Source organism: Arsukibacterium indicum, assembly GCF_019100565.1.
In the GTDB taxonomy this organism is placed as follows: Bacteria; Pseudomonadota; Gammaproteobacteria; order Enterobacterales; family Alteromonadaceae; genus Alishewanella; species Alishewanella indicum.
In genome coordinates, this window is sequence record NZ_JAHRID010000008.1 from 119,216 (window position 1) to 133,759 (window position 14,544).

The 14,544-nt window shown below is 50.6% G+C and carries 11 protein-coding genes; 9 read left to right on the forward strand and 2 right to left on the reverse strand.

The window, feature by feature from the left end; genetic code table 11:
• Positions 1-76: 76 nt before the first annotated feature.
• A complete protein-coding gene (locus KQY15_RS15750; RefSeq protein ID WP_217670861.1) occupies positions 77-3,076 on the reverse strand; it encodes a TonB-dependent receptor in 3,000 nt (999 codons plus the stop codon).
• Between the two features lie 329 nt (positions 3,077-3,405).
• On the opposite strand from KQY15_RS15750, the gene KQY15_RS15755 reads away from it, so the two are divergent.
• Both KQY15_RS15755 and KQY15_RS15760 read left to right on the forward strand, forming a co-directional pair.
• Entirely contained in the window at positions 3,406-4,728 is a 1,323-nt protein-coding gene (locus KQY15_RS15755) for an SH3 domain-containing protein (protein ID WP_254795767.1), read from the forward strand.
• Positions 4,729-4,739: 11 nt separating this feature from the next.
• On the forward strand, positions 4,740-5,834 hold the full coding sequence (locus KQY15_RS15760) for a dipeptide epimerase (RefSeq protein WP_217670865.1): 1,095 nt from the start codon (positions 4,740-4,742) through the stop codon (positions 5,832-5,834).
• Positions 5,835-5,884: 50 nt separating this feature from the next.
• Here KQY15_RS15760 and KQY15_RS15765 read toward each other — a convergent pair whose 3' ends face one another.
• The gene (locus KQY15_RS15765; RefSeq protein ID WP_217670867.1) at positions 5,885-6,730 is read right to left on the reverse strand and encodes a MurR/RpiR family transcriptional regulator; all 846 of its coding nucleotides are present in this window, start codon (positions 6,728-6,730) and stop codon (positions 5,885-5,887) included.
• Positions 6,731-7,126: 396 nt separating this feature from the next.
• Here KQY15_RS15765 and mraZ point away from each other — a divergent pair, with 396 nt between their 5' ends.
• From mraZ to mraY, 7 genes are read left to right on the forward strand one after another with little or no spacing between them, the layout of a single operon-like run.
• The gene (gene mraZ, locus KQY15_RS15770) at positions 7,127-7,591 is read left to right on the forward strand and encodes a division/cell wall cluster transcriptional repressor MraZ (RefSeq protein ID WP_217670869.1); all 465 of its coding nucleotides are present in this window, start codon (positions 7,127-7,129) and stop codon (positions 7,589-7,591) included.
• A complete protein-coding gene (gene rsmH / locus KQY15_RS15775) occupies positions 7,592-8,551 on the forward strand; it encodes a 16S rRNA (cytosine(1402)-N(4))-methyltransferase RsmH (RefSeq protein WP_217670871.1) in 960 nt (319 codons plus the stop codon).
• Positions 8,548-8,856, forward strand: coding sequence for a cell division protein FtsL (gene ftsL, locus KQY15_RS15780; protein WP_217670873.1), 309 nt, complete (start codon positions 8,548-8,550; stop codon positions 8,854-8,856). Before rsmH ends, ftsL begins: the two co-directional genes overlap by 4 nt.
• Positions 8,853-10,604 carry a penicillin-binding transpeptidase domain-containing protein gene (locus tag KQY15_RS15785; RefSeq protein ID WP_217670875.1) on the forward strand — a complete coding sequence of 584 codons (1,752 nt, stop codon included), beginning with the start codon at positions 8,853-8,855 and terminating at the stop codon, positions 10,602-10,604. The genes ftsL and KQY15_RS15785 overlap by 4 nt, the downstream gene beginning before the upstream one ends.
• Positions 10,594-12,069 carry a UDP-N-acetylmuramoyl-L-alanyl-D-glutamate--2,6-diaminopimelate ligase gene (locus KQY15_RS15790; protein ID WP_217670877.1) on the forward strand — a complete coding sequence of 492 codons (1,476 nt, stop codon included), beginning with the start codon at positions 10,594-10,596 and terminating at the stop codon, positions 12,067-12,069. The genes KQY15_RS15785 and KQY15_RS15790 overlap by 11 nt, the downstream gene beginning before the upstream one ends.
• Complete coding sequence (locus KQY15_RS15795; protein WP_217670879.1) at positions 12,066-13,466, forward strand: UDP-N-acetylmuramoyl-tripeptide--D-alanyl-D-alanine ligase; 1,401 nt, start codon at positions 12,066-12,068, stop codon at positions 13,464-13,466. The genes KQY15_RS15790 and KQY15_RS15795 overlap by 4 nt, the downstream gene beginning before the upstream one ends.
• Positions 13,460-14,542 (forward strand): phospho-N-acetylmuramoyl-pentapeptide-transferase, encoded by a 1,083-nt coding sequence (gene mraY, locus KQY15_RS15800; RefSeq protein WP_217670881.1) that lies wholly within the window; start codon positions 13,460-13,462, stop codon positions 14,540-14,542. Before KQY15_RS15795 ends, mraY begins: the two co-directional genes overlap by 7 nt.
• Positions 14,543-14,544: the final 2 nt, after the last annotated feature.

A 14,544-nucleotide genomic window follows, 5' to 3' on the forward strand; every position in this document is an offset into this window, starting at 1 on the left:
CTGTTTACTGCCCTGAGCTTTTGCTCAGAAAAAAGCCCGCACAAGGCGGGCAAAAGGTACCAGGAACAACATGGGATTAGAAATCAATACCGACTGATAACTGGATCCTGCGTGGCAGGTAGAAACTACGGGCCTGGCCATAATTTGCCTGATAATCGTAGGGGTTCACGTTGTAGCCGGTCTGACGGTCGAACAGGTTAAAGATATCAATCTGAAACTTCATATTCAGTTTGTCAGTTACTGCAAAGTTCTGGGTATAGTTTAAATCTACCTGCCAGTGACTTGAGGTTCTGCGACTACCGGCCTTTTCGGCATAAGCGTTAGCAGCATAGTAAGCACTGGTAGGGGCATGGCCATAATACTCAGCTGACCAGGTTTCCCAGGCCTGACCGGATTGATACAGGAAGTACGCACCAACATTGGCATCCCAGTCCAGGGTGTAATAACCGAACACTTTCAGTAAATGCGGTTTATCTGCACTTAAGGTGCCGTCTTTGTTATCCCAAGAGAACTTACCTGGTTCATCGTTATAGAAGGATGAACCGATAAAGGTATTGGCATCATTGTTAGTGGTGGTATTGTCCTGGTCAAAGTTACCGGTGTAGCGGCTCCAGACATAAGAGGCATTAACATAGGTACGTTCACCTATCCATTCTGCTTCAATGCTGGCTTCCCAGTATTTGGTATAACCGCCATCCACTTCGGCAATAACATAGCTTGAACCACCAATTTCTGAGCGGTAGTCTGCCAGTTCAGGTATATAGAGCCCTCTTGCTGCAATGTCGGCAGGTACCTGACCGTTGCCATAGGTACCAGACAGCCGCGCTGCATTTGGCACGTCTTCCCAGAAATTTGAGCCTTTGCGATGGCGGATATGGCCACGCAAATACAGCTGACTGCTCATTGCTTTGGTAGTACCAATGGTAAACTCATCGATCCGGCGTGGCTTTAAGCCGTCTGCAAAAAACTTACCTGAGGAAGAGCCACGATAGCGCTCTTCAACAAAGTCACCGTTTTCGTCAAAATAGACATCGGTGATCCGGTTAAGGGTTGACCTGTCCCACGATGCGGCGCGGGCCAGTGAGTTGGCTTCAGGGTGATATACAGCGAAATTACCAAACACGGTGTTTTCGCCATCGTAACGCCAGGTAACACCCAGCCGGGGTTGGATCATATCATCCCAGTCCATGGTGTACATTTTGTACTTATTCCCGGGAGCCAGCTCAAAGCCAGACAGGTTATTGGGATTTTCCCGTAAACCCTGGCCGTAGAGCACGTCTTTACTGATCAGCACGCCAATGTTGTATTCAAAGTCGCCGGCAGTAATGGTGTCATTAATTTCCAGGTTATAGGTTTTAACTGAAGATTCCAGCACGTTCAGATCGCTACCGACACTGGGATCGGCACCTACTATGGTGGCCTGATAAAATGCACCCGGTACTGTAGTGCTTAAACCACCCAGAAAGCCAATAGTGCCCCAGCCATTTGACACCCGGCTTAACTCTTCTTTCAACTCTGAATATTTAAAGCCAATGTGGAAATTATGCCAGGCATTGCCCAGTTCCATTTCCCGATCCAGCGCAATTTCAAAGCTCTCGCGGGAGAATTCGGTGATATCAAATTGATTATATGCACCAACCCTGCCACCGCCAGTGCGGTTACCGCTGTCATCGATATAGCCATATTGATTAATAAGCATTTGTGCTGCCGCATTAAACGCTGCATTTTCCGGGGTATCTGGTCTTAATGTTGGCACACTGAACCGACCCATCTGGTTCAGGTTATTTAAATCGAGGCTTGAGCCAATTGTTGGGTTAACGCTGAGAATGGTATCGGGCGTACCAGAAGATTTCAGCGAGAAACTATTGATGTTAAAGGTCAATGAAGTGTCACCATCAATCAGCCATGAGCCATCCAGCGTAAAAATATCCTGTTCGGCTTTTTCACCCAGTGAGCCTTCATTGCTGTCCAGTGTCCCAATAGAGGCGCCTACCACTTCACGATCGGAACTGCGCTGGCTGATATTAAACAGCAAATCGTCGGTTGCCGCCCAGGTTAACTTGCCAAAAAACTCATCCCGGGTGCTGTTATAGCTTTTTACCGGACCATAAGCGGTTTCTTTATTTACCCGGTCTACTTCCGGCCGGTAGTAAGAACCATAAAAGTACAATGCATCTTTAATTATCGGACCGCCAAAGCCGGCAGTAATCCAGCTTTGATCGAGTTCATAAGGGATATCACCGGTAATGTCAGATACCATGCTTTTATCCTGCAGCTTGTATTCAACGCTACCTTTGTATTCATCAGTGCCTGATTTAGATACTGTATCGATGGCGAAACCGCCTGAACGGTTAAAGCCTACTGCTTTGGCGCCGCCGCGATCCATTGATACATGCAATACGTCGTGGGTTGACGGCTCTGACGCTAAGTTACCAAACAAGGGCAGCGAGACATCAACGCCATCGAAGCCATATTTGTTGTCGACACCTGAACCACCGGCTGCCGGGCCGAGTGTGGCATTTTCAGAGTATTGCACGCCGGGGATCAGCTTCAGCAAGTCACGGTAATTTTGACCAATTGGCAAACTTTCAATCGCGGTAGCACCAAGTGAATTGGTCAGGCTGGAATTACCTTCCCGCACGATAGTGCTACCAACAATTTCAATCACTTCAATATCACTGGTGCTGCCATCAAGTTGCACATCGACATTTGACGTTTGCTCGAGCCGTACTTCAACTTCGGTGCGGCGGACAGAGCCATCAGCAGCAGTAAAGGTTAGCTGGTAGCGACCAGGAATAAGTAAAGGTAATGAATAGCTACCATCTTCCTTGGTTATTGCCGTACGTGCACCAGGTAATACATTACTGGTTGCAGTGACGGTAACCCCTGCCAGTGAGTCACCGGTTTGCTCAGTGGTCACCTTACCGCGGATACCACCTACCTGTTGTGCTGCTGCCGGGGCACAGGTCAGAATTCCAGCCAGTACCATAGCGGTAACTGTAGCCGGGGAGCGAAAAGCGAATTGGGTTGCTTGCGCCAAACGACTTTTTATAAATTTAAGCTCGTTATACTTCATCAGTATCTCTCCTGGAGTTGCGTGTTGTAGCTGTCCGTAACAGGGTTCTGCTTGCCCTTTTTAATACCTGTTTATAGTTATAGTGCGAGGTGTTTATTTTCTGCACAAAATTAACATAGCAATAATTTTTTGGTTTTGAAAATAATTTATGCTAAAAATTATTATTAATTGGAATATTTGATTCTATTTGCAGCTATTATAAAAGTCAGTCGGCATTTTTCCTATGCTGATAAGAGGACAAAATGAGACTAGGTTATTGGTTAATATTACTTTTATGCTTTGGCAGCAGCTGTTTGCAGGAAAACGTTTATGCGAAGTCAGATATTCCTATGTTAACTACCGATCATCTTAGTGCCGATTTCTGGCTGGCGAAGGTTGCAGATGCCGATCAGCTATTGTTAACCAGCGCGCAAATCAGCGCCAGAAATAGCAAAACCTTTGCCTTGCAGCCAGAAATGAACCGGTTGGCCGACTTGCCGGCAAGCTTACCGGCAGCAAGGTTAGCGGCAATAATCGACAGCGCCAGCGCTTCAGCTAAGCATCCCCGGTTTTATGCTAATGGTGAGGCGGTAACCGCTTCGCAATGGCAAACTTACCGCCAGAACCTGAATAGCGAGGCTGTAAAAGCTGATAACCCAGTGCGCTTTGCGCTGGTGGTAAAGCGGACAGACTTGCGCAGCATGCCGACCGAAGACAGAGTGCACAATGAACAGATGGCGCTGGATTTAGATCGCTTTCAGGAAACCGCATTGTTTCCCGGAGAGCCAATAGCGGTGCTGCATTTAAGTAGCGATAGTAATTGGTTACTGGTGCAGAACTATCATTACACCGGTTGGGTGCAGGCCGCGGATGTGGCGATTGGCAGCCGGCAACAGGTGTTGGATTACAGTGAACAGACGCCATTTCTGCTGGTAACCGGTGCCCGCGCTACCACCAGCTATACGCCAGCCGTGCCGGCCATTTCAAAGTTGCTGCTGGATATGGGAACCCGGCTGCCGCTGCTAAGTACTGATGATACCGGCCATAATGTACATGGCCAGAACCCGCATGCCAGTTATATTGTAAAACTGCCGGTGCGCAACAGCGACGGCAGTCTGGCATTTACGCCGGCACTTATTGCCCGCCAGCAGGACGTCAGCATCGGTTATCTGCCTTATACGCCGGCTAACGTGCTGAAGCAGGCTTTTAAGTTTCTTGGCGATCGCTACGGCTGGGGCCATGACTATGATAGCCGGGACTGTACCGGCTTTATCATTGAAATCTACCGCAGTTTTGGCTTGTTAATGCCACGCAATTCCGGCCAGCAGGGCGAGGGCCGTTATGGCAGCAATATCCGTTTTAGCGATCAAAGTAGTGACAGCGATAAACTGGACGCCATCAGTCAGGCCAGGGTTGGCGATTTAATTTACCGGCCTGGCCATGTCATGCTGTATCTGGGGAGTGATAACGGTGAGCCCTTTGTTATTCACTCAGTACATGAGCTGGCGTATTTTTCTGATATGGGTGCCACTGAGGACAGCCAGACACAAAGCACACCGGCACTGTATCAGGGCATCTTAAATGGGGTGGCGGTAACGCCGCTAACCCCGCTGCGGCTTTCGGCCGACCACAGTTATCTGGATAAAATATACGCGATTAAATCGTTGCGTTAACCGAGGCACCTATGAAAATTACCGATATCCGGCTGGGCATGCTGACCATACCACTGAAAACACCGTTTAAAACGGCGCTGCGCACCGTGCAGCAAATCGAAGATGTCGTGGTAATGATTGAAACTGACACCGGCCATATCGGCTATGGCGAAGCGCCGGCCACCGCGGTAATTACCGGCGATATTCATGGTTCGATAATTGATGCGATTAAGAGCGTGCTTAAGCCAAAACTGGTAGGCCAGCAGATTGCCGATTTAAACCATATTATTCGCCTTATTCAGGGCGCGATTATGAAAAACTACAGTGCCAAAGCCGCGGTGGAAATGGCAGTGTATGACTTATTTGCTCAGCTTTATCAGGCTCCGCTTTATAAAATGCTGGGCGGTGGCGTACCAAAAATTACCACCGATATTACCATCAGTGTCGATTATATCGACAAGATGGTCGCTGACTCACTAAGCGCGATAGACCGTGGTTTTGAAACCCTGAAAGTGAAAGTGGGCAAAGATATCGGCGTTGATATTGAACGGGTGAAAGCCATTTATGCAGCGGTAGCCGGCAAAGCTTTGATCCGGCTGGATGCTAATCAGGGCTGGACAGCTAAAGAAGCGGTATATGCGCTACGTAAGCTGGAAGATGCCGGAGTGCGGCTGGAGTTGGTAGAGCAACCGGTGAAGGCATACGATTTAGACGGTTTAAAATACATTACCGAGCGGGTGCATACCCCGGTTATGGCTGACGAAAGCAGCTTTGGCCCGCGTGAGGTCATAGAACTGATTAAAATGCGGGCCGCCGACATTATTAATATTAAGCTAATGAAAACCGGCGGCATTGCCAATGCTATAAAAATTGCCGATATTTGCTCGTTTTACGATATGCAGTGCATGATCGGTTGCATGCTGGAAGGCAGTATCAGCGTGGCGGCAGCAGTGCATGTTGCGGTAGCCAAGTCTGACGTTATTACCAAAATTGATTTAGACGGCCCGTCTCTTTGCGCCTTTGACCCGGTTAGCAGCAGTGTTAGCTTTAATGATGCCGATATTACCATCGGCAATGCGCCGGGGCTTGGGATCACCGCTATAGACGGTTTAAAAATGCTGCCCTGACTTATTAGTTTTAAGTGTTAAATGTTGAGTGTTAAGTTTGCTGATGCAAATTAGGGTTTTTCCAGTAAGCCCATGAGTTCGGTGCTTTCAGTCAGCGCCAAATCGTTATTCTGCCACTGGCACAACTGCAAATACAGCATATGACACAGATGCTGCTGGGCCAGCTGGGTTAACAGCGGATTTAACCGGATATCTTCTTCTGCACTTAAGGTAAACAGGGTAATGTCAGCGGCCAGGCTCTGGGCGTTGGTTTTGTAGCTGGTCAGCGAGATAATTTTCAGCTGGCGGCTTTTGGCATAGTGCTCCAGCTTTAGCAAATCACTGTTCTGGCCGGAATCGGATACCAGCAGCAAGACACTGGTGTCGGTTAAGCTACGGGCCAGTTGCAACGCTAACGCCGGATCGGCGTGATGCAAAGCCAGCTTACCCAGCTGCAGCAGCCTGAATTGCATATCGGCCACCACTATTGCTGATTTAGCAAAGCCAGCCAGTAATATTTTGTCGGCACTTTGTAATAAGCGGGCTGCTTTTAGCAGAGTTTTTTCATCGTTAATGGTTAGTAAGGTTCGCAAATGCTGCTGCAAACTAAACTGCAACTGTTCGCCAATACCAATTAAGCTGCCGTCATCGCTATTCTTGTCGGCCTGATCCCGGTTCAGGGTGCTGGCGGTTACCACGGCTTCGTTGATCGCCAGCTTCAGATCAGGGTAACCCTTATAGCCAAGCTTCTGACAAAACTTCACCACACTCGACTGACTGATGCCAACGGCATCCGCCAATTGCTGTGAGGAGTAATCACGCAGCATATGGGCATTGTCCAGAATAAACTCGGCCAGCTTGCGCTCAATAACCGACATCTGGTCCAGCATGCCACGTATCTTCAGTAAACTCAGCATAGGCGGTGGTCTTAGGTTTAACCGGCGTGACAACCGGTGATAAAAAATTAGTTATGCGGTATGTAAATTTATATTGAATAATTTATTCGGCAATAGCAAGTTTTCTGCTGAAAAAGCCGGCAAAGGCAAATTAATTTGCTGCTGATCAGGATATAAACATTTTGGCCCGCGCCACTTTTCCCCACCAAAATCATCAACTTTAGCCGAGCGCCCGAATTTACTGGATCTTAATCGATCAGCAGACGCGGTTTTTACCTTGACATTGGTTAAAGCAGAGCCCTAAACTGTATCGTTGTGGGGATTTGTGGGTAATTGTGGATCATATTGGAATTTTCCGATCGATTCAGGCGGGCGCTGCGCTAAAAATCGCAGCCCGGTTAACCAGGCAGATAAGTTATGTTTCGTGGCTCGTTTACACTGACAATGGATGACAAGGGACGGTTGGCGCTACCTGCGCGTTACCGCGAGTTCCTGCTGTCTGAAAACCAGGGCCACTTGATCTGCACCATCGACTTGCATGACCCGTGCTTATTATTGTACCCGCTGGCTGAGTGGGAAGAAATAGAAGAAAAACTGAAGTCGTTGTCGAGCCTGAACCCGCAGGAACGTCGCCTGCAACGCTTGCTGCTGGGTAATGCAACGGATTGCGACATGGATAAAAATGGCCGTATTTTAGTGCCGGCGCCGTTGCGTCAGCATGCAGGCCTTACAAAAAATATCCGGCTGGTAGGCCAGCTGAATAAATTTGAAATATGGGACGAAGCCGCCTGGCATGAGCGTTTAACCGCTGATATTGAACTAGAACAGGCCCAGGCAGGCAGCGTTGAATTATCTGAAAGATTACAGGACTTTGTACTGTAAATGACTAGCCACGCTCATATCTCTGTCCTGCTGCACGAAGCACTTGACGGACTAGCAATTAAAGCCGACGGGGTATACCTGGACGGTACCTTTGGGCGTGGCGGCCATAGCAGGGAAATACTTAAACACCTTGGCCCTGACGGCCGCTTATTCGCCATAGATCGCGATCCCGCCGCCATTGCTGCTGCAGCCCCACTGCAAGCTGATGCGCGTTTTCATATCACCCATACCCCCTTTGCCGCCCTGGCATCCGTGGCTGAGCAACATCAGCTCAGTGGCAAATTAGATGGCATTTTGCTGGATTTAGGTGTGTCGTCCCCACAACTGGACGACGCTGAACGTGGTTTCAGCTTTATGCGTGACGGCCCGCTGGATATGCGAATGGACCCCGGCAGTGGTATGTCGGCTGCGCAGTGGCTGGCCAGCGCCGATGTTGAAGACATCAGCTTTGTGCTGCGGGAGTACGGTGAAGAGCGCTTTGCCTGGCGTATTGCCCAGGCCATCGTGGCAGCCAGGACAGAAACGCCTTTTACCCGCACCGCCCAGCTGGCGAAGCTGATCAGCGATGCGGTACCCAACAGCCAGAAAGAAAAGAAGCACCCTGCAACCCGAAGCTTTCAGGCGATCCGGATTTACGTTAACAGTGAACTGGAACAGGTGAATCAGGCGCTGCATGCTGCCATGGCTGTGCTTAAGCCTGGTGGCCGGCTGGTGGTTATCAGCTTTCATTCGCTGGAAGACCGGCTGGTTAAACAGTTTATGCGCCGTTACTCCAAAGGCGAACCGGTACCGCGTGGTATGCCATTAACTGATGCCCAGTTAAACAAAGCCATTCCGCTGAAACTGGTTGGCAAGGCTATTATGCCTTCAGACGCTGAACTTGCTGCCAATCCGCGGGCACGAAGCGCCGTGCTGAGAATTGCCGAGAAGCAGCATTTAAGCGGGGGGCAGCGGCTATGAGCCAGATCCAGCTCGAACGGCTAATCAGTCAGGACTGGCGCCAGCATAAGCTGGCCAGTGTGCTGCTGCTGGCTTGTATTGCTTCAGCCCTGGCGGTCGTGTATCTGGCCCACTTAAACCGGCAGTTAACCATTGCCCAGGATACCTATTATCAGCAGCGCGACCAGCTGGATACTCAGTGGCGTAATTTACTGCTGGAGCAACGTTCTCTGGCGGAGCACAGCCGGGTGGAGGATATCGCCAGAAGGCGCTTAAATATGCAGCGGCCCAGCGGCGAGCGCGACATTATGGTGAGGTCACAATGACGGCTAAACCACGTAAAAGCCAGGCCAAAGCCCGCCAGTATCCGTCAGTGATCAGCTGGCGTTTCGCCTTTGTAATGGTAATGCTGACATCAGTATTTGTGGCCTTGCTGGCCCGGGCTGCCTGGTTGCAGGTGGTGGAGCCGGATATGCTGGTAACTCAGGGCGATCGCCGCAGTTTACGGGTTGAAGCAGACACCGTAATGCGTGGCATGGTGTTTGACCGCCATGGTGAAGCGTTGGCGGTCAGCGTTCCGGTTGAAGCGATCTGGGCCGATCCGAAAATTGTCATTGAACGCAATGCCCCTGCGGATGAACGGCGCTGGCATGCCCTTGCCGATATTATGCAAATGACCCCACAGCAATTACTTAGCCGGGTGGGTGACGATCCGAAACGACGCTTTGTTTATCTGCAACGTCAGGTTAATCCGGCCGTGGTCGATTATGTTAAAAAACTGAAAGTACCGGGCATCTATTTCCGGCAGGAATCGAAACGCTATTATCCGGCCGGCGAAGTCACCGCGCAGTTAATCGGCTTTACCAATGTTGATGATGTTGGGGTAGAGGGTATTGAAAAACGCTTTAACGACTTACTGACCGGCACTGCCGGGCGCAAAGTGTTTCGTAAAGATGCCAAAGGCCGTGAAATAGAAGTGCTGGAGCGCCAGGACGCCACGGCGCCGGCTAATCTGCAACTGAGTATTGATCAGCGCATTCAGACGGTAGCCTACCGGGAACTGAAAAAAGCGGTGCTGTCGCATGGTGCAACCTCCGGCTCAGCGGTGGTGGTCGATGTTGCCAGCGGCGAAATTCTGGCGATGGTTAACAGCCCGTCTTTTAACCCGAATAACCGGCGTAACACTCCGGTACACCGCTTTCGCAATCGCGCTATTACCGATACCTTTGAGCCAGGTTCGACCATGAAACCACTGGCCGTGCTCAGTGCCCTGGAATTTGGCAGCGCCACCCTTGATACCGTGGTAGATACCAGCCCGGGTACCATGCGCATTGGCGGCAGCTGGGTACGCGATCCGAATAATTACAAAAAGCTGGATTTAACCGGCATTATTCAGAAATCCAGCAACATGGGCGTGGCCAAGCTGGTATTGGATATGCCGCATCAGCACGTGGTGGCGTTATATAACAATATGGGGCTTGGTGAAGAAACCGGGCTGGGTCTGGCAGGCGAAAGCAGCGGCATTTTCAGTTACCGCCAGCGCTGGTCAGATTTTGAGCGAGCAACCTTCTCCTATGGTTACGGCTTATCTGTTACTGCAGTGCAACTGGCCCGGGCCTACGCCACCATGGCAAATGGCGGTATCAACCGGCCACTTAGTATTATTAAAAATAACGAACCAGAGCCCGGCCAGCGGGTCCTGGCGCAAACGCATGCCCTGGCCATGCTGGAAATGATGGAAGCAAACATTGGCCCCGGTGGTACGGCTACCCGGGCGCAGGTACAGGGATACCGGGTTGGTGGAAAAACAGGTACTGCCCGTAAAGCGGTGGCTGGCGGTTATGGTGACGACTATATTGCATCGTTTGCCGGAGTTGGCCCTGTGTCAAACCCACGCATTGTTACGGTAGTGGTAATTAATGAACCGGCAGGTGATTTTTATCATGGTGGCGAAATTGCAGCGCCAGTGTTTGCCAGCATTATGGGCGCCAGCCTGCAACTGTTAAATGTCACGCCAGACGCCGATACCGGCCCGGCGCTGATCAGCCGGGCAGGAGGCAACAATGGCAACTAACCAGCTCCATTTATGGTTGCCTGAAGAGGCAGCAAAACTTGCAGACCGGCCACTGCAGCATTTACAACTGGACAGTCGCCGGGTAGCAGCAGGTGATGTGTTTGTTGCCCTGCCAGGTACCCGTGAACATGGTAATAAGTATATAACACAGGCGTTGGCTCAGAGTGCGGCGCTGGTACTGACCGATAGTGACTATGCTCAGCAACAACCGCTGGACCACGAAAAAATACTGGTACTGGCCGATTTGGTTGAGCAAATGCCTCTGCTGGCGGCGCGTTTTTATCAGCAGCCGCAACAGCATTTGCAGCTCATTGGCATTACTGGTACCAACGGTAAATCCAGTTCCTGTTGTTTTATTAATCAGCTGGCTGAGCAATGTGATACGCCGGCGGCGGTAATCGGTACTTTGGGTTATGGCCACTGGCGACAACTGACGCCATTGCAGAATACCACTCCGCATTACATTGAAATACAAAGCATTCTGGCAGAATTTGCTGCCAATAAGCGTCAGCTGGTAGCAATGGAAGTGTCGTCGCATGCGCTGGCACAGCAGCGGGTCGCCGGTATTCAGTTTCAGGTGGCAGTATTTACCAACTTAAGCCGGGATCACCTCGATTACCATGGCAGTATGGCAGAGTATGGCCAGGCGAAAAGCTTGCTGTTCCAACCTGAAATGAGCCGTTGTGCGGTGCTCAATGTGTCTGATCCGCTTGGCAAGGCATTGGCCAGTCGCAATGACATTCCGGTGTGGGCCTATGGCAAAGCAGAAGATTGCCAGGGCTTTAGCCGTTTTCTGGGCTATCACCAGCTCACCGCGACCGAGCAAGGCTTTCAATGCTTGTTAAGCAGTCAGGCGGGAGAGCATAAACTGAATTTACCGCTACTGGGCGAATTTAATATTCAGAACAGTCTGGCAGCCATCAGCAGTTTACTGGCGCTTGGCTATGACTTAACTGAATTACTGCATGCTGCCAGCAGCCTGCAACCACTTGCCGGCCGGATGGAGCAGTTCGTGTTCAGCCATGGGGTTACCGTGGTTGTTGATTATGCTCATACCCCTGACGCTCTGCAGCAGGCGCTACAGGCGCTGCGGCGGCACTGTGGCGGCCGGTTATGGTGTGTGTTTGGCTGCGGTGGTGATCGCGACAAAGGCAAACGGCCATTAATGGGCCAGCAGGCCCAGCAGCTGGCTGATCACTGCATTGTTACCTCAGATAATCCGCGCAGCGAAGACCCCATGCAGATTTGTCAGGACATCGCCGCAGGCATGCAGGACACCGACAATTACCGGATTGAGCCAAACCGGCAGCTGGCTATCAAGCTGGCTCTGGTCAGTGCCCAGCAGGGTGATGTGATCCTGCTGGCTGGCAAAGGCCATGAAACAACTCAGATTATCGGGCACGAACACCACCACTATGATGAGCGTGCTTACGTACGGCAACTTATGTCGGAGATGGCATTATGATAACGCTAAGCTGTGCAGAAATAGCCTCCCTGTTGAACGGGCAGTTAATTGGCGACAATCACTCAGTCAGCGATGTTAGCACCGATAGCCGAACGATAAGCGCAGGAGCGCTTTTCATTGCCTTAAAGGGCCCGAATTTTGATGGCAGCCGCTTTGTTGCCGACGTAATGGCAAAGGGGGCAGCGGCAATAGTGGTCGACCGGCCACTGGATTGCGATATCAGCCAGATAGTCGTGGCCGATACCCGGGTAGCCCTTGGCCAGTTGGGAGCGGCTGTTAAAGCCCGCTTGCAGCCAAAAACGATTGCAGTAACCGGTAGTGCCGGTAAAACCACCGTTAAAGAAATGCTGGCCGCCATTTTGTGCCGCTGCGGTCAGGTGCTGGCCACTCAGGGCAATTTTAATAACGATATTGGTGTGCCACTTACCTTGTTACGTTTAACGGCAGAACACCAGTTTGCAGTGATGGAGCTTGGGGCCAATCATGCCGGCGAAATTGCCTATACTACGTCGCTGGTAAAACCTGACGTTGCCATTATTACCAATGCTGCAGCTTCGCATCTGGAAGGCTTTGGTGATACCTACGGCGTGGCCCGGGCGAAAGGCGAAATTTTTTCTGGCGTGGCCGACAGCGGCATTGCCATTATGCAGCACGACAGTGAGTTTACCGACTACTGGCGCAACCGTTGTAAGCGTTTAAAAATAATCAGTTTTGAAAGTGATTTTAAAAATGATAGCCGCGAGGCCAGCAGCGCTGACATCCGGGCAGAGCGCATTACCCTCAATAGTCAGGGTTGTGCCCGCTTTACTCTGGTTTATCAGAACGAGCAGGTGCTGGTGCAGCTTAGCTTGCCCGGTAAGCATAACGTGGCCAATGCCCTGGCGGCAGCTGCTGCAGCAATAGCCGTAGGGGCCAACCTTAGCGATGTGCAGCTGGGGCTGGCGCAAATGGCCGGGGTAAAAGGTCGCACCAATATTATTGAGCTCAACAAAAATATTAAGCTGATTGACGACAGTTACAACGCCAATGTTGAGTCGGTAAAAGCAGCAATTGATTTACTGGCCAGTTATCAGGGCTATCGGGTGCTGCTGCTCGGTGACATGGCTGAGCTGGGCGCGAACGCCCGTTTGTACCACGAAGAAATAGGTTTATACGCCAAAGAAGCCGGTATTAATCTGTTATTCACCCTGGGTGTGTTATCACAGAGCGCCAGTGACTTGTTCAACGGACAAGGTTCACATTTCAGCTCGCGGCAGTCGATGTTAGACCGGCTGTTACCGCTTATTACAACCCAGCAGAATGTCACCCTACTCGTTAAGGGCTCTCGTAGTGCGAAAATGGAGTTAGTTGTGCAGGACTTGCTAGAACGATGTCAGCAGGAGAGTAGCCCATGCTAGTGTGGTTAGCCGAATATTTAACCCAGTACATCAGCTTTTTTAATGTGTTCAGCTATCTGACCTTCAGGTCGATACTCGGCGTGTTAACGTCGTTATTTCTAAGCTTATACTTCGGGCCTATTCTGATCGCCCGTTTGCAGAAAATGCAGATTGGCCAGGTAGTGCGAGGTGATGGCCCGGAAAGTCATTTTTCTAAAAAAGGCACACCTACCATGGGTGGCCTGCTGATATTAGGCTCTATTCTGGTCAGTACCCTGTTGTGGGCCAATTTAAGCAACAAATATGTCTGGGTGGTGCTGTTTGTACTGGTCAGTTTCGGTGCTATCGGCTTTATAGATGATTACCGCAAAGTCATCCGCAAAGATTCAAAAGGCCTGATTGCCCGCTGGAAGTATTTCTGGCAGTCGGTTTTTGCCATTGTTACCGCGCTATTTTTATATATGACCGCTGAGCGCCCGGCCGAAACCGCGTTGCTGGTGCCTTTCTTAAAAGATGTGATGCCACAGCTTGGCTTGTTATTTCTGGCACTGAGTTACTTTGTCATAGTCGGCACCAGTAATGCCGTAAACCTGACAGATGGTCTGGATGGCCTGGCGATTGTGCCAACCATTATGGTAGCCGGTGCTTTTGCCATTATTGCCTACGCCAGCGGCAACGTGAATTTTGCCGGCTATCTGAATATTCCTTATCTGCCTTATGCCAGTGAACTGGTGGTGTTGTGCGCCGCAATGATAGGCGCAGGCCTTGGCTTTCTGTGGTTTAACACTTATCCGGCTCAGGTTTTTATGGGCGATGTCGGCTCCCTGGCGCTGGGTGCGGTGCTGGGTGTAATCGCTATTTTAGTCCGCCAGGAAATTGTGCTGTTTATTATGGGCGGCATTTTTGTGATGGAAACGGTATCGGTCATTCTGCAGGTGGGCTCTTATAAATTACGGGGCCAACGTATTTTCCGGATGGCACCTATTCATCATCATTACGAATTAAAAGGCTGGCCGGAGCCGCGGGTTATCGTCCGCTTCTGGATTTTATCAATCATTTTTGTACTGGTGGGTCTGGCGACCCTGAAACTGAGATAACT